The organism is Streptomyces glomeratus, from assembly GCF_021462825.1.
Lineage (GTDB): Bacteria > Actinomycetota > Actinomycetes > Streptomycetales > Streptomycetaceae > Streptomyces > Streptomyces glomeratus.
The window spans coordinates 1-15,793 of the sequence record NZ_JAKEEB010000046.1 but is presented as its reverse complement, the minus strand read 5'-3'; the positions used below and the strand labels follow the sequence as shown (position 1 = coordinate 15,793).

Below are 15,793 nucleotides of genomic sequence, written 5' to 3'. Positions count from 1 at the left end.
CCGGAAGCGACGAAGACCCTTTGCCGAACTCCCGGCCACGACCTGACAGGCCGTGACCGCCGGGCCAACGAGAGGACAACCTCCCGTGCCTGCCACCCGCTCACTCCTGCGCAGCGGCATAGCCGCGCTCGCCGCTCTGCCCCTTCTCACGCTCGCCGCCTGCGGCTACGGCTCCCAGGCCAAGAGTGACTCCTCCGCCCAGAAGATCGCCGCCGGGGCCGAGAAGACCGACGGTCTCGACTCCGTGAAGATCGGCTACTTCGGCAACCTCACCCATGCGACCGCTCTGGTCGGCAACCAGAAGGGCTTCTTCCAGAAGGAGCTCGGGGCCACGCAGGCCAAGTACCAGATCTTCAACGCGGGCCCGTCCGAGATCGAGGCCCTCAACTCGGGCGCCATCGACATCGGCTGGATCGGCCCCTCCCCGGCGATCAACGGCTACACCAAGTCGGACGGCGGGAACCTGCGCATCGTGGGTGGTTCGGCATCGGGCGGCGTCAAGCTCGTGGTCGACCCGAAGAAGATCAAGTCCCTGAAGGACGTCAAGGGCAAGAGGATCGCGACCCCGCAGCTCGGCAACACACAGGACGTGGCGTTCCTCAACTGGGTCGCGGAGCAGGGCTGGAAGGTCGAGGCGGAGAGCGGCAAGGGTGACGTGTCGGTGGTCCGCACCGAAAACAAGGTGACCCCGGACGCCTACAAGTCAGGTTCCATCGACGGCGCCTGGGTGCCGGAGCCGACCGCGTCCAAGCTGGTCGCCGAGGGCGCCAAGGTCCTCCTGGACGAGTCGGCGCTGTGGCCGGACAAGAAGTTCGTGATCACGAACATCATCGTGTCGCAGAAGTTCCTCGCGGAGCATCCGAAGGCTGTCGAGGCGGTCCTGAAGGCCTCGGTCGAGACCAACAAGTGGATCAACGCCCACCCGGACGAGGCGAAGGCCGCCGCGAACAAGCAGCTGGGGACCGACTCCGGCAAGGAGCTGCCGGCCGACGTCCTCGACCCGGCGTGGAAGTCCATCCAGATCACCGACGACCCGCTGGCCGCCACCCTGAACACCGAGGCGCAGCACGCGGTCAAGGCCGGTCTGCTGAAGGCCCCCAAGCTGGACGGCATCTACGACCTGACCCTCTTGAACAAGGTCCTCAAGGCCGAGGGCCGGAGCGCGGTCGACGACGCCGGTCTCGGCGTCAAGTAAGTCCGGATCCGAGAGTTCCCAGGAGGTGACGATCATGGCAACCGCCCTCGCACAGGCCGATGACGTCGTGGCAGTCGAGTACGCCGCCCGCATCGAACACGTCTCGAAGTCCTTCGCCGGGCCTGCCGGACGGCAGCTCGTTCTCGACGACATCACACTGGATGTCGCGCCCGGCGAGTTCGTCACTCTCCTGGGGGCCTCCGGCTGCGGCAAGTCGACCCTGCTGAACCTGGTGGCGGGGCTCGACGAGCCGTCCGCCGGCACCATCAGCACCCACGGGCGTCCCGCGCTGATGTTCCAGGAGCACGCCCTGTTCCCGTGGCTGACCGCGGGCAAGAACATCGAACTGGCCCTCAGGCTGCGGGGGGTTCCGAAGAACGAGCGGCGTGGCCGGGCCGAGGAGCTGCTCGAACTCGTGCGGCTCAAGGGCTCGTACGGCAAGCGGGTGCACGAGCTGTCCGGCGGTATGCGCCAGCGCGTGGCCATGGCCCGCGCGCTCGCGCAGGACAGCCAGCTGCTGCTGATGGACGAGCCGTTCGCGGCGCTCGACGCGATCACCCGCGACCTGCTGCACGACGAGCTGACCCGGATCTGGGAGGAGACCGGGCTGTCCGTCCTGTTCGTCACGCACAACGTGCGAGAGGCGGTGCGGCTCGCGCAGCGGGTCGTGCTGCTGTCGTCCCGCCCCGGCCGGGTGGCCCGCGAGTGGCGGGTGGACATCCCGCAGCCGCGGCGCATCGAGGACGCGCCGGTCGCCGAACTGTCCCTCGAGATCACCGATGTACTGCGTGGGGAGATCCGCCGTCATGGCCAGCACTGAGACGAAGACCGCCGCGGACGCGGGGAGCGTCGAGGCGGGCCTGGACGCCCTGGAGACCGCCGTCACCGGGCGGACGCCGTTGCGGCAGACCTTCACCGGCAAGATCCTGCCGCCGCTCGTCGCCACCGCCGTGGTGCTGGTCGCGTGGCAGGCCCTGATCTCGTTCAAGATCGTCGACGATCCGACGAAGCTGCCGTCGCCCGCCGACGTGGGCAACGAGTTCAAGAACGCCTGGCTGCAAGGCACGCTGCTCGACTACATCTGGACGAGTGTCTCGCGCGGTCTGCTGGGATTCCTGTTCGCGCTGGCGATCGGCACCCCGCTGGGTCTGCTGGTGGCACGGGTGAAGTTCGTGCGCGCGGCGATCGGCCCGGTCCTGTCCGGGCTGCAGTCGCTGCCGTCGGTGGCGTGGGTGCCGCCGGCGGTGATCTGGCTGGGCCTGAACAACTCGATGATGTACGCGGTGATCCTGCTCGGCGCGGTCCCCTCCATCGCCAACGGCCTGGTCTCCGGCATCGACCAGGTGCCGCCGCTGTTCCTGCGGGCGGGCCGCACGATGGGGGCGACAGGTGTGAAGGGCGCCTGGCACATCGTCCTGCCGGCCGCGCTTCCGGGCTACCTGGCGGGGCTGAAGCAGGGCTGGGCCTTCTCCTGGCGCTCGCTGATGGCGGCGGAGATCATCGCCTCCTCTCCCGACCTGGGCGTCGGGCTGGGCGCGCTGCTGGAGAACGGACGCAACGCCAGTTCCATGTCCATGGTGTTCGAGGCCATCTTCCTGATCCTGTTCGTCGGTATCGCCATCGACCTGCTGATCTTCAGCCCGCTGGAGCGGTGGGTGCTGCGCAGCCGCGGCCTGCTGGTGAAGAGCTGACGTCCCATGCACCACAAGCCGGTCCTTCTCGTCATCGCCCACGGCAGCCGCGACCCGCGGCACGCAGCGACCGTGCACGCCCTCGTGCGCCGGGTACGGTCGCTGCGGCCGGGGCTGCGTGTGGAGACCGGCTTCCTGGACTTCAACGTCCCGTCCGTGCACGGTGTGCTGGAGTCGCTGGCGAGGGAGGGCGTCCGTGACGTCGTGGCCCTGCCGTTGCTGCTGACCCGCGCCTTCCACGCGAAGGCCGACATCCCCGCCGTGCTGCGGGAGGCGCCGCCGCGGCTGCGGATCCGGCAGGCGGAGGTACTCGGCCCGTCCCCGCTGCTGCTGCGGGCGCTGGAACGCCGTTTGTACGAGGCGGGCCTCACGCCCGCCGACAAGTCCTCGACCGGGGTCGTGCTGGCCTCGGCGGGGTCCACGGACCCGGAGGCGATCGCAGTGATCGCAGATATCGCGCGGGAGTGGCGGCACACCGGTTGGTGCGCCGTGCGGCCTGCGTTCGCCTCCGCGTCCCTTCCGCGCACGGAGGACGCGGTGCGCGATCTGCGGGCGGCCGGCTGCGCGCACGTGGCCGTGGCGCCGTACGTCCTGGCTCCCGGCTTCCTGCCGGACCGCATCGCCCGGGGCGCCGCCGGGGCGGACGTCCTCGCCGAGGTCCTGGGACCCGCGCCGGAGGTGGCCCGCGTCGTGCTGGACCGCTACGACCAGGCCCGGCTGCCGGCCCTCGCGGCGCTCGGCGCCTGACGGGAGCGCCGGGCCCGTGCCCGGCAGCGGTGACCGCGACGATGTGCGTCGCGAAGTGACCCCTTCGCTTCCTTTCCCCGAAGACCGGGCAAGTTAAGTTCTCGTTTCGGGAAGTGCAAATTCCCGTTGATAGCGATTCGAGTGCGCTCGGGACGACACCGCTTGACATCAGCGTGTTTCATATCGCTTCAACAGGCGTGCAATATCTGCAAAGACCCTCGCGACCTAGAACGCATCAACCAGCACAGGGAACCGGGTGTGAGCTGGCTCACTGCACAACCGTGGGAAGGCCTGCGGTACGACTACAATCCCGGAGCCCCGCTTGCCCTTTTGACTGCCTGCTGAAATCGGAGCCAATTACTCCACTACAAAAGGCGGTTGCCCGAACCGAACGACCGGTATTTACTGAGCAGTAGCCGACGACCATGCGAACACCACTCGGCACCTGCCTGTTGAAGGCGGCCAACTGGATACGGAGCGGAGTCGAAGGAATGCGTGCAACCGTAGAACCGGCAGTAGGGGACGGTTTCGACGGCTTGTCCAGGAAAGACACGGCGTTGTACGAGCGCGAGAAACAACTGGCCCTCCTGCTCAGGCTCTTACAGGACTCCCTCAGGGGGAACACCCGGCTGGCGGTCGTGAGCGGGGCGCCCGGCCACGGGAAGACCGAACTCCTCGCGGCGCTCGCCGAAGAGGCCAGACGTGCCGGCGCGGTCCATTTCTCCGCCACGGCGTCCCGTGCGGAACAGGCTGTTCCGTTCGGTGTGCTGGCCCAGCTCTCCCGCGGGGTCGACCTGCCCCGGGACATGGGCATCCAGATGTCGCGCCTGCTGAACCAGGCCCTGTCCGCCGTCCCCGGCAGCGCCGCGACACCCCAGGAACCGGGCGCGGTCGCGCCGCGATTGTTCCACCAGATGGGAACGGTCCTCTACGACCTCGTCGAGAGCATCCCCCGGCCGCTTCTCATCAGCGTCGACGACGTCCAGTTCGCGGACACGGCCTCGCTGCTGTGCCTTTCCACCCTGGTGCGCCGCCGGCGTTCGACCCCTCTGCTTCTCATCCTCAACGAACATCCCTCTCCGCTGTCCTCCAGCGCCCTGTTGAAGGCGGAACTGCCGCCGGAGCCGCTGTCCCACCAGGTCCGGCTGCCTCCCCTGTCCAAAGGGGGTGTGGCCGCGCTGGTCGCCGAATGCCTGGGAGAGCCGGCCGCCCCGGCCCTCAGCGACGCATGCCTGGCGGCCACCGGAGGCAACCCGCTGCTGGTGCGCCGGCTGATCGAGGACACCGCGGGCAGCGGGCAACCGGCTCCCCAGACACTGCGCGCGGGACACCGCTTCGAACAGGCCGTGCTCGACTGCCTCTACCGCTGCGGCCCTTATGTGCGCACCGTCGCACGGCAGATGGCCGTCCTCAACGACCTGCGCTATGCGCCGCTGCTGACCCGGCTCGCGGACGTGGACCCGCAGTCCCTGTCGCTGGCACTCGGCGCGCTCCAGGAGGCCGGAATCCTGGTGGACGGCACCTGGCGTCATCCCGGGGCGCGCGCGGCCGTCCTCCACGACATGACCGCCGAGGAACGCGCCGATCTGCACACGAGGATCGGAACCCTTCTCTTCAAGAACGGCGCACCGGTGACGGCGGTGGCCCACCACCTGATCTCCGCCAGCCGCATCGACAACGACTGTGCCGCGGCCGTGCTGCTCGAGGCGGCCGAACACGGCCTCACCGACGGCGACACGGCGCTCGCGTTCAACTGCCTCTCGGTGGCCCATCAGTACGGCACGAGCGAGGAACACCGAGCCACCACGACGGCGATGCTCTTCCGTACCGAGTGGCGCACGGATCCGCGCACCGCGGCCCGCCGGGTGCCCGCCCTCCTGGAGGCGGCGCGGAGCGGCCGGCTGTCGGGGCGGCATGTCTCGGCCCCGATCGACTCCCTGCTCTGGTTCGGCCGTCCGGACACGGCGCTGGACACGCTGGAGCAGATGGAACAGCACGCCTGGCGGAGGCAGGACGCGGAGGCGTCGGCGTCCCTTCAGATCAGCCGTGCCCAGCTCACCCTGCTGTACCCGACGACGTTGTACGGCGACGACGCGCCGTCCGTCCCGGCCCCCGGGGGCGACAGCCTGCGCTGGGCGTCCTCGCGGACCCAGGCGCTGTCCGAACTCCTCCAGGTGATGCGGGACGGTCCCAGTCCCCTTTCGGCCCTGGCCGCGGAACAGACACTGGTCAGCCACCGGTTGAACGACCAGACGGTGCTGCCCCTCGCCGCGGCGATCGGGATTCTGATCGCCGTCGGCCGGTTCTCGTCGGCGGACCGGTGGATCGACAGGCTCGACTCGACGGCCAGGAGCCAGTCGGCACCCGCCTGGCAAGCCCTCTTCGGCAGCCTCCAGGCCAAGCTCGCGCTGCGCCGTGGCAGGCCCGCCGCGGCCGTACGTCTGGCCGAAGCGGCCCTCTCCGGGATACCGGCCGCCAGCTGGGGCGTCATGATCGCACTGCCGCTGAGCGTCGCGCTCGAGGCCCACACCCTCCTGGGTGCGCACAGCACCGCGCTCGCCCAGCTCGGGGTTCCGACCCCGGACGCCATGTTCCAGACGCCGCTCGGCCTGCAGTACCTGCGCTCCCGGGGCCGCGTCATGGTCGCGACCGGACAGACACAGGCCGCCCTGGAAGACTTCACGGCCGTCGGCGAGCTGGCGACGCGCTGGCGGATGGACATTCCCGCGCTGCTGCCCTGGAGAACCGACGCGGCCCGGGTGCACCTCGCGCGCGGCGAGACGGAGCGGGCCCGGGAACTGGCCCAGGAACAGCTCGCCCTGGTGCAGCCCGGGCAGCATCAGGTGCGCGCGGTGACGCTGCGGGCCCTCGCCGCCACCGCGTCCGCGCAGGAGCGCGGCAGGCTGCTCGGACAGGCACTGGAGGCCGTGCAGCAGTGCGACAACCCCGTGGAACTCGCCTACACCCTCAATGACGTCGGCCGGTGCCACCAGGAGGCGGGCCAGTACAGCAAGGGCCGGATGGCCCTGCGCCGGGCACGTCAGCTCGCTGAGGAATCCGGAGTGCCGCTGCCGGCCAGGACGCTGCCGGAGGCACCGCGCGGACAGCAGCCCCGTGCGGCGGTGGTCGCGAGCGAGGACCTGGCCGGAAAGCTCAGCGACGCGGAGATGCGGGTGGTGAGCCTGGCGATCCGCGGCCACAGCAACCGTCAGATAGCGGCCAAGCTCTTCGTGACCGTGAGCACCGTGGAGCAGCATCTCACCCGGGTGTACCGGAAGTTGGGGATCAAGCGGCGCAGCGACCTCACCCTCGCCCTGCACGGAGGCGACACCGCGCGACGTGCCTCCTGACACGACGGGTCCGCCCCCGCCTGCGGTGCAGGCGGGGGCGGACCCGTCGTGTCCCCACGTCTCCATGTCTCCATGTCCTCATGTGCGTACGGGGCGCTGGTGGTGGGGGCATGGGCATGGGTTCGGGACCTGCGGCCGGTACGGGGGATTCCCGGCCACAGGTCCCGAGTGTGTGACGAGGGCGAGTCCGACGAGCCCTCGTGGTACGCCCGCTCGGCGGGTCAGCTGGAGACGGTCGCCTCGGGCTGCTCGTCGGCCGTCACGACGGCCGAGGCGGGAGCCTTCTTGAGGTTGAGCGCGGCCAGGGCGCCGAGCAGCGCGGCCGCCGCGGTGACCCAGCCGGCCGCGCGCAGACCGGAGACGACGTCCGCGTCGGCCGGGGCCGGGGCACCGGCGCTCAGGTCGAGGCCGGAGTTGGCGATGACCAGGATGACGGCCAGGCCGACGGCGGCACCGATCTGCTGCGCGGTGGAGGCGAGCGCCGAGGCGACGCCCTGTTCGGCCGGGTCCACGCCGGACCCGGCGGTCGCGAAGATGGAGGTGAACGCCAGACCGCCGCCGAAGCCGTAGATGGCGACCCCGGGCAGCACAGCCCAGTACGTGCCACCGGTGACCATGCCGAGCGCCATCGCGCCCATGCCGATGCCGTAGATGAGCATGCCGAGGGAGAGCGTTCCGCGCAGACCCGTCTTGTTCAGCATCGTGGCGGCGATCTTGCCGCCGGCCAGCATCGCCAGCAGACCCAGCGGCAGGAAGGCCAGTCCGGCCTCGAGAGCGTTGTAGTCGAGGATGTTCTGGATGTAGGTGGTGAAGAGGTAGTAGCCGCCGCTGAGCGCGCTCATGTGCAGGAACGCCACCATCATCGAGGTGATGAGGCTGCGGTTGCGGAACATCCGCAGCGGTGCCAGCGGGGCGCTGCTCTTGGCCTCGATCAGGAAGAACGAGGCGATCAGAAGCACACCGACGATGAGGGAGCCGAGCACGCGGGGGGCGGTCCAGCCGGACTCGGGGCCGCTGACCAGACCGAAGACCACCAGCGTGGCACCAAGGGTGACCACCAGGGCACCCGGGATGTCGAAGCTCTGACGCGGGCCGGTGCGCGGGGTGTCGGGAGCGATCAGGGCGGGCGCGCCGATCAGGGCGACGACGGCCAGCGGAACCATGAAGAAGAACACCCATTCCCAGCCGAGGCTCTGGGTGAGCACACCGCCGAGCAGCGCGCCTGCCGCGAGGCCTCCGCTGCCGGTGGCGCCCCAGACGGCGAGGGCACGGTTGCGCGCCGGCCCCTCCTCGAAGCTGGTGACGATCAGGGTGAGCGTCGACGGGAAGAGCAGCGCGCCGCCCAGACCCTGCACGGCGCGTGCGGCGACCAGCACCTCCGCCGAGCCGGCGAGACCACCGACCAGGGCCGAGGCGCCGAACAGGACCAGTGCCGCGATGAACACGCGGCGTGCGCCGAGGCGGTCGGCGGCTCGACCGCCGAACAGCAGGAATCCACCGAAGGCGACGGCATAGGAACTCACGACCCATTGCAGGGTCTGCTGCGAGAAGTCCAGAGCCTGCCCGATGTCCGGCAGTGCCACGAAAACGATGTTGTAGTCCACGGCAATGATGAACTGGGCCAACGCCAGCAGCGCAAGCCTCAGGCCGGACCGCTGATGCGAGCTAACGGAACGTTCCACTGGATTGGAACCCTTCTGCAAAGGATCGTCCCGGCCGCGACCCGGCCGGAGAGACGTCGAGCACTTCCGCCGAACCGGAACGCCAGGGCTTGGTTCACTGCGTTCGATTGCTGAGCGGTGTTCAGAGTTAGCACTGGAGATAGTACCGACACGCTGTTGAGTGTCAAGCGGGAACAAGTCCGGCCCCGGTCCGCGAGGGCGGTCCGGGGCCGGCCGGTGCGGGGCGGTCAGGAGCCGACGACCGGCCCCAGGACGATCGGCAGCTCGCCGATCACACGCAGGGAGATACCGGGCCACCGCACGACCTGCCGGGTCTCGTCGAGACGCACGTCGTGCTTGATCAGGGCGGCGAGCGCCTCCTGCGCGATCATGCGGGCCACCGGCGCCGCGACGCAGAAGTGGATGCCGTGCCCGAATCCGAGGTTGCGGGTCCCCGGGCGGGTGACGTCCAGCCGTTCCGGGGCGTCGAAGGCGGCCGGGTCACGGTTGGCGGCGGCCAGCATCACGACGACGTACTCACCGGCACGCACCGGAATGCCGGCCACATCGGCGTCCTCCAGCGCGGTCCGGGTGACCATCGCCAACGCGCTGTCGTACCGCAGCAGTTCCTCGACCGCCGCCGACGTGTGGTCCGGGTGCGACCGCAGCCAGGTCAGCTGCTCCGGGTGACTCAGCAGGTTGTACACCTGATTGCCGATCAGGGCGGCCGTGGCGCCGAACCCGGCGGCCAGCAGGTTCATCATCAGCATGGCCAGCTCCCACTCGGACAGCCGGTCACCCTCCTGCTCGGCCCTGACCAGGTCGCTGATCAGGTCGTCGCCCGGGTCGGCGCGCCGGGCGGCGACCAGCTCGATGCCGGCGTTGATGAAGACGTCGCGGGCCGCGTTGCGGCCTGCCTTCTGTTCGTCGGTGAGCGTGAACCCCGGGTCCAGACCGCGGCCGCTCTCCATGGTGTTGGCGAAGAAGAGCGGGTGGTAGTGGGCGGGGATGTCCATCATGTCGCTCAGCACCTTGCCCGGCAGCGGGCGGGACAGCGCCTGCTGAAGGTCTATGCGACCGTCCGGGCTCTCCTCGAGCGCCTTGGCCAGCAGTTCCTCGGCGTACCGCGCGGCCTTCGGACGGAGCACGTTGATCATCTTCGGCGTGAACGCCTTGGACACCAGCCCACGGATCCGGGTGTGGTCCGGCGGGTCCATGAACATCAGGATGCGGCCGGACTCGCCGCTCGCGGGATTCTCCACGAACTGGTCGGCCACCATCGGATTGACGCCCCAGCCGAACCGGGGGTCCTTCATGACCGACGCGGCCTCCTCGTAGCCGAACACGGCCACGACTCCGCCCGCGGTACGGAAGGCCGATCCGGCCTCCTCCCTGATCTTCCGGTAGTACGGGAACGGGTCGGCATGGAAATCCGGGTCGAACGGATCGAATGGAAGTGCCTGCCGAGCGACTTCCGGGTTGTATGTGATGACATCGGGAAGCTTGACGGTCGACGCCTCGCTCATATCCACATCCCACTTGACTGGGGGCCATGTTTCTGGGATCCGGAAATTACTGACTGTCGCCCCCTATGACCAACCCCTTTTAGTGGGTACAAAATTAGGGGGTGCCCGCGGTAAGTCTGGGGTTGGCGGTAGGGGTCGCGCCCGGATACCTTCGCCGGGTAATTCGCACGTTATCGCATTGCGCACTCACCGACACGAGGTTTCGGATGGGCATCGAAGGCAGTTCGGAGAAGAGGACGAATTACCCGGAAAATCATCCGGAAATTCTCGGTGGATTCGATCTGACGGATCACTCGGGATTCGCCGATGGAATTCCTTACGAGCTGTTCGCCAGGCTCCGGCGCGAAGCTCCCGTGCTGTACCACCCCGCCGGCACGCTGCCGGACGGCGAAGGCTTCTGGGTGCTGACGCGGCACGCCGACATCGCGGCCGCGTCGGTGGATCCGGTCTTCTCCTCACAGGGGGGCGGCGGCCGGGCGGGCGGCGGCTCCCATCTGGAGGATCTGCCCTTCGGCGGGGGTCTCACGGGCACCGTGCTGGCCATGATGGACAACCCGCGGCACGACGTCTTCAAGCACCTGCTCGGTCCGGCCGTCGCAACGGCGGTGACCACACTGGAGCCCGAACTGCGGGCGACAGCGGCCTTGCTCGCCGACGAACTGGTCCAGCGGGGCAGTGCCAACCTGGTCGACGACTTCTCCGAGCCCTTCTCGCTGCGCTCCGTGGCACTGCTTCTCGGTGTACCGCGCGAGGACTGGCGGCAACTCACGGAATGGGTGCATGCCGTCCTGGGATTCACCCACCGCAGTACCGGAAAAGTGGACGACGCGTCGAGGGCGACTTACGCGAGTCTGCGGGGCTACTTCACCTCTCTGCTCGACGCCAAGCGCCGGCATCCGGCCGACGACCTGGGCACGGTGCTCGCGATCGGGGAACTGCCCGCGCACTCCGGCCAGGCACCGCTCTCCGAGATGGAGCGGGAAGCCAACGCCAGCGTCATGCTGGTCAGCGGTTTCGAGCAGCCGCGCAACACGATCGCCGGCGGTCTGCTGGCGTTCGCCCAAAATCCCGATCAGTGGCAGGCGTTGCGGAAGGACCGTTCGCTGCTGCCGACCGCGGTCGAGGAAGTACTCCGCTGGCTGCCCGCAAATCCATACAATCGGCGTACTCTCACCCGGGACGTGGAGCTGCACGGTCAGCGGATGCGTGCCGGCGACAAGGTGACGCTGTGGTGGCCCGCCGCCAATCGGGACGAGTCGGTGTTCCCCGACGCCTCCCGTTTCGACATCCGGCGCGACCCCAATCCGCACCTGTCCTTCGGCCACGGCGTGCACTACTGCCTCGGTGACGCCTTCGGGCGGCTCGAGATCCGGCTGGCGCTGGAGGCGCTCCTGGACCGGGTCGAAGAGATCCGGTTGACGGGAACGGAGACGTGGGCGCCCAACAACAAGCACACCGTGCTGCTCGACGTCCCCGTGGAACTCGTCCCCGCGGAGGGAGCGTGACCACCGCGGTCCCGAGCTTCGTCGACGCCCTGTACTCGGGGCGACTCGGCCCGGGACTCCTTCGCCACCCGGTACAGGACGAGACCGAGCGGGCCGAGGGCGACGCGGTCGTGGCCGCTCTGGGGGCCTTCCTCCGCGCCCGGGTCGACCCGGACCGGGTGGATCTGACCGGCACGCTGCCGCAGGGGCTCCTCGACGACCTGCGCGCGAGCGGCTACCTCAAGCTGAGCCTGGGCACGGAGATCGGCGGGCTGGAGCTGTCGGCCTACAACACCTTCCGCGCCATCGAACACGCCGCCGGCCACTGCATGCCCGCCGGGCAGATGCTGGCGATCCAGGCCGGCGTCGGCGCACCGGCGCTGCTGCCCGCGTTGCCGCCCGGTGAACTGCGGGAGTTCGTGTCCAAGCAGCTCGCCGGCGGCGCGGTCTCGGGTTTCGGCCTGACCGAACCCGCCGGCCAGAACAACGCCTGGCCCGGGACCACCGCCACGAGGTCCGCGGACGGCTCGGTGTACGTCCTGCGGGGCGAGAAGGTCTTCACGGGCCATGGGCCCGTGGCGGACCTGCTGCCGATCGCGGCCACCGAACACACCGGGGACGGACGGAGGTTGTGCATCTGCTTCGTGGACACCTCCGCCCCCGGCTTCGAGGTGACCTCCCGCATCGAGTTCACGGGGAGCCGGGGTCTGCCCAACGGGGCGCTGCGCTTCGACGACGTCGAGGTTCCTGCGGAACACGTCGTACGGAGCGAACCGGAGGACGCCCGGTTCCCGGACAGGATGGCCTCCGCGCTCCTCATCGGCCAGCTGTACTTCACCGCGGCCCCGGCCCTGGCCATCGCGAAGCTCTGCCGCCTGTGGTCGGGAGAGTTCGTCACCCGGCGCCGGATCAACGGCCGCGCCCTGAGCGGGTACGACGAGATCCAGCGGATGATCGGTGAGACGCTCGCCGAGGTGTACGCCATGGAGAGCGTCATCCAGTGGAGCCTGGTCGGATCGGGGCCGGAGGACCGCTGGTTCGAGCGGCTGACGGCCAAGAACCTGGCGGTACGGACCTGCTGGCGGATCGTGGACCGGACCGTCTCCCTGTACGGCGCGGAAGGCATCGAAACGCTGCCGAGCAAGCTGCGGCGAGGAGCGGTTCCCGTCCCGCTGGAGCGCCGGCTCAGAGACGCCCGTGGACTGCGCATCGCCGGCAATGTGGACTTCCAGCTGGACAGCCAGGCCGCCCGGCGCCTGCTGAGCCGGCATTACACGGCGCCCTCCGACGCAGCCACCGCGTTCGGTGACGGCGTCGGCGCGGAACTCGAGGGCGAGGACGGCCTGTCCGGGCCGAACCGTGCCCATCTCTCGGCCATCCGGGAGCAGGTGCTGCGCTTCCGCCGGATCTGTCACGAGTCGGCCCGGAGCCATCCCCGGCAGGACGATCTCTTCGAGAAGGAGCACACCGTCATCCTTCTCGGCCGGATCGCGGCCGAACTGTTCGCGATGTACGCGGTACTCGCCAGGGCGGCCACCCGGCGGTCCGCCGACGAGGGCGAGGACGGTCATCAGCTCGCGGACGTCTACTGCACCTCGGCTCGGCATCGTCTCGCCGGCTTCTGGCGACGGCTCTGCGCGGAGACGGAACCCGACTTCGCCGGAATCAGCTCCCGCTGGCTGACCGAAGGTCTGCCGCTGCTTCGGGGCGAGGCGTCACCCGGCTGATCGCACCCAGGCCGCCGGCCGGGCCCCGGAGGCCCGGCCGGCGGCCTCGGCGCACGCTCAGACGGAGACCACGCTCGGGGAGTCACCCACCGGGACGTGCCCCAGCGATTTGGACAGGTCGACCAGTTCCGTTCGGTACAGCTTCTGCGGGTCCTGCACCTGGGGGCGCAGGTGGCCGTAGACCTCCAAGGACACCAGGCCGTGCATACGGCCCCAGAGGCGCAGCGAGAGAGCCACCGCCGCGGGCGGCAGGTCGGGGAAGGACTGGCGGATCAGTTCGGCGAAGGCGGGGTCGAAGTCCGACCAGCTGTGGTCACTGCCGATGTACAGATGCTGCGCCTTGGGCCAGCCGGCCGCGACGATCCCGGTGAGAACCGCGCAGGAGCGGTGCTCCGCCTCCGCCGCCGCACCGCCCTCCGGCGGCTGGTAGTCGGGCACGGCGTCGCCGTAGACGAGCCGGAACTCCTCTGGGTTGTTGACCGCCCAGTTGCGGTAGGCCTGGCCGAACGCCAGCACCTGGGCGGCCGCGTCGTCCTTGGGGCAGGCCTCGATGGCGGCTTCCAGGGTGTCGGCGAGGCCGCTGTAGACATCCGCGATCAGGACGCTGACCAGGTTGTCCCTGGTGTCGAAGTAGCTGTAGATCGCACCGGCCGTCATCCCCATGTCACGGGCGATGGCACGCAGCGAGATCGCCGCCGTCCCGCTGGAGGCCATGTGCTTGAGGGCCGTGGCCTTGATCTCTGCAGTCGTGGCCTCGCGAAGACGCATCCTCCGACTTTGAGTCACCTGTCCCATGCTCTGCATCTTAGCAGTGTTGAAACATAAATGCCGTACCGTGCTTTTTCACGGCGTTCAATTGACACTCACAGCATAAAGAGTGAACACTGTTTATTAGGCCAGGCAACGCCGTCGATGCCCACGACGGGCCCCGCCGCCTCTCACGACGAGTCACATCTTCGCCACCCTCGGTCACAGCCATGTGGAAAGGCTTACGACGATGAGCACTGATCTCACCGCTGCCCCGGCCGCCGGCAGCGGCACCCTCCGGATAGGGGACGACCTCACCGTCAACCGGCTCGGTTACGGGGCCATGCGGCTCACCGGCCCCGGCATCTGGGGCGAACCCGCCGATCCCGACGAGGCGGTCCGGGTGCTGCGCCGCGCCGTGGAACTCGGTGTCAACTTCATCGACACCGCCGACGCCTACGGCCCTTACACCAGCGACCGGTTCATCAAGGAGGCGTTGCATCCCTACGCGGACGACCTGGTCATCGCCACCAAGGTCGGTCTCACCCGGCCCGGTCCCGACGACTGGCGTCCGGTGGGACGGCCCGAATACCTGCGCCAACAGGCGGAACTGAATCTGCGTCACCTGAGGCTGGAGGCCATCAGCCTGCTCCAGCTGCACCGGATCGACCCCGCCGTACCCCTGGAGGACCAGGTCGGCGAGCTGGCCGAGCTCCGGAAGGAGGGCAAGATCCGGCACATCGGGCTGTCCGAGGTCACCGTGGAGGAGGTGGAGCGGGCGAGGGCGGTCGCCCCGATCGTCTCGGTGCAGAACCTGTACAACGTGGCGGAGCGCAAGTCCGAGGACGTCCTGCGGCACGCCGAGCAGCAGGGCCTCGCCTTCATCCCGTGGTTCCCTCTCGCCATGGGGCAGTTGGCCGGGCCCGACGGCCCGCTGGCGAAGGTGCTGACGAACCATGACGCCACGGCGCCGCAGCTCGCGCTCGCCTGGCTGCTCCGTCATTCACCGGCCCTGCTCCCGATCCCCGGTACGTCGTCCGTCGCACACCTCGAGGAGAACGTCGCGAGCGCCTCGATCCGGTTGTCCGAGGACGACTACCGCACCATCACCGCCGCCTGCTGACGCAAAGGGGAGGACTGCCATGCCGAAAGCCGAGCCCGGCCACCGAGTGGTCGCCGTCCGCAGCGCACAGACGGTCAGGGTCACGATCGACGGACGTCCGGTCTCCTCGTCGACCCGGCCCGTGCTCGTCCACGAGACCGGACTCCCGGTGCGCTACTACCTCCCGCCGCAGGACGTGGACCTGACGCTCTTCGAGCCGTCGGACACCCGTACCACCTGCCCCTACAAGGGCGAGGCCACGTACTGGTCGTTCCACGGCGGAGACGGAACGGCACCGGTGCGCACGGATGTCGCCTGGGCCTACCCCGATCCGATCGACTCGGTCCCCGAGATCAAGGGGTATCTCTCGTTCTACGACGACGTCGCCGAGATCGAGGTGACCGGCGACGCACCCGAGGCGCCGGCGGTGTGAACCGGGCGAGGGGGACCAGTGGTCCCCCTCGCCCATCTGCCCTCCGCCCGCTACACCGTCCAGGTGTCGCCGCCGGTGAGGAGGGCGGCGAGGTCGCCCTTGCCGTGTTGTTCGATGGCGGTGTCGAGTT

At 69.3% G+C, this 15,793-nt stretch carries 12 protein-coding genes; 9 read left to right on the top strand and 3 right to left on the bottom strand.

Going from position 1 to position 15,793, the window contains the following annotated elements; translation table 11 throughout:
• Positions 1-85 precede the first annotated feature (85 nt).
• From LZ604_RS32160 to LZ604_RS32140, 5 genes are all read left to right on the top strand, one after another.
• Complete coding sequence (locus LZ604_RS32160; protein WP_234519525.1) at positions 86-1,195, top strand: aliphatic sulfonate ABC transporter substrate-binding protein; 1,110 nt, start codon at positions 86-88, stop codon at positions 1,193-1,195.
• A 34-nt stretch (positions 1,196-1,229) separates the two neighbouring features.
• Positions 1,230-2,015, top strand: coding sequence for an ABC transporter ATP-binding protein (locus LZ604_RS32155; protein ID WP_234519524.1), 786 nt, complete (start codon positions 1,230-1,232; stop codon positions 2,013-2,015).
• Positions 2,002-2,886, top strand: a complete 885-nt coding sequence (locus tag LZ604_RS32150) for an ABC transporter permease (protein ID WP_234519523.1) — start codon at positions 2,002-2,004, stop codon at positions 2,884-2,886. Before LZ604_RS32155 ends, LZ604_RS32150 begins: the two co-directional genes overlap by 14 nt.
• A gap of 6 nt (positions 2,887-2,892) precedes the next feature.
• Entirely contained in the window at positions 2,893-3,633 is a 741-nt protein-coding gene (locus LZ604_RS32145; RefSeq protein ID WP_234519522.1) for a sirohydrochlorin chelatase, read from the top strand.
• Between the two features lie 536 nt (positions 3,634-4,169).
• Positions 4,170-6,983 (top strand): helix-turn-helix transcriptional regulator, encoded by a 2,814-nt coding sequence (locus LZ604_RS32140; RefSeq protein ID WP_234519521.1) that lies wholly within the window; start codon positions 4,170-4,172, stop codon positions 6,981-6,983.
• Between the two features lie 221 nt (positions 6,984-7,204).
• Here LZ604_RS32140 and LZ604_RS32135 read toward each other — a convergent pair whose 3' ends face one another.
• Both LZ604_RS32135 and LZ604_RS32130 read right to left on the bottom strand, forming a co-directional pair.
• On the bottom strand, positions 7,205-8,665 hold the full coding sequence (locus LZ604_RS32135; RefSeq protein ID WP_234519520.1) for an MFS transporter: 1,461 nt from the start codon (positions 8,663-8,665) through the stop codon (positions 7,205-7,207).
• Positions 8,666-8,892: 227 nt separating this feature from the next.
• Positions 8,893-10,170 (bottom strand): cytochrome P450, encoded by a 1,278-nt coding sequence (locus tag LZ604_RS32130; protein ID WP_234519518.1) that lies wholly within the window; start codon positions 10,168-10,170, stop codon positions 8,893-8,895.
• A gap of 353 nt (positions 10,171-10,523) precedes the next feature.
• Here LZ604_RS32130 and LZ604_RS32125 point away from each other — a divergent pair, with 353 nt between their 5' ends.
• A complete protein-coding gene (locus LZ604_RS32125; RefSeq protein ID WP_234519516.1) occupies positions 10,524-11,675 on the top strand; it encodes a cytochrome P450 in 1,152 nt (383 codons plus the stop codon).
• A complete protein-coding gene (locus LZ604_RS32120) occupies positions 11,672-13,381 on the top strand; it encodes an acyl-CoA dehydrogenase family protein (RefSeq protein WP_234519514.1) in 1,710 nt (569 codons plus the stop codon). Before LZ604_RS32125 ends, LZ604_RS32120 begins: the two co-directional genes overlap by 4 nt.
• Positions 13,382-13,438: 57 nt before the next feature.
• Here LZ604_RS32120 and LZ604_RS32115 read toward each other — a convergent pair whose 3' ends face one another.
• Entirely contained in the window at positions 13,439-14,149 is a 711-nt protein-coding gene (locus tag LZ604_RS32115) for a TetR/AcrR family transcriptional regulator (RefSeq protein WP_234519512.1), read from the bottom strand.
• Positions 14,150-14,378: 229 nt separating this feature from the next.
• Here LZ604_RS32115 and LZ604_RS32110 point away from each other — a divergent pair, with 229 nt between their 5' ends.
• Positions 14,379-15,251 carry an aldo/keto reductase gene (locus tag LZ604_RS32110; RefSeq protein ID WP_234519511.1) on the top strand — a complete coding sequence of 291 codons (873 nt, stop codon included), beginning with the start codon at positions 14,379-14,381 and terminating at the stop codon, positions 15,249-15,251.
• A gap of 19 nt (positions 15,252-15,270) precedes the next feature.
• The gene (locus LZ604_RS32105; protein WP_234519508.1) at positions 15,271-15,663 is read left to right on the top strand and encodes a DUF427 domain-containing protein; all 393 of its coding nucleotides are present in this window, start codon (positions 15,271-15,273) and stop codon (positions 15,661-15,663) included.
• Positions 15,664-15,793 lie beyond the last annotated feature (130 nt).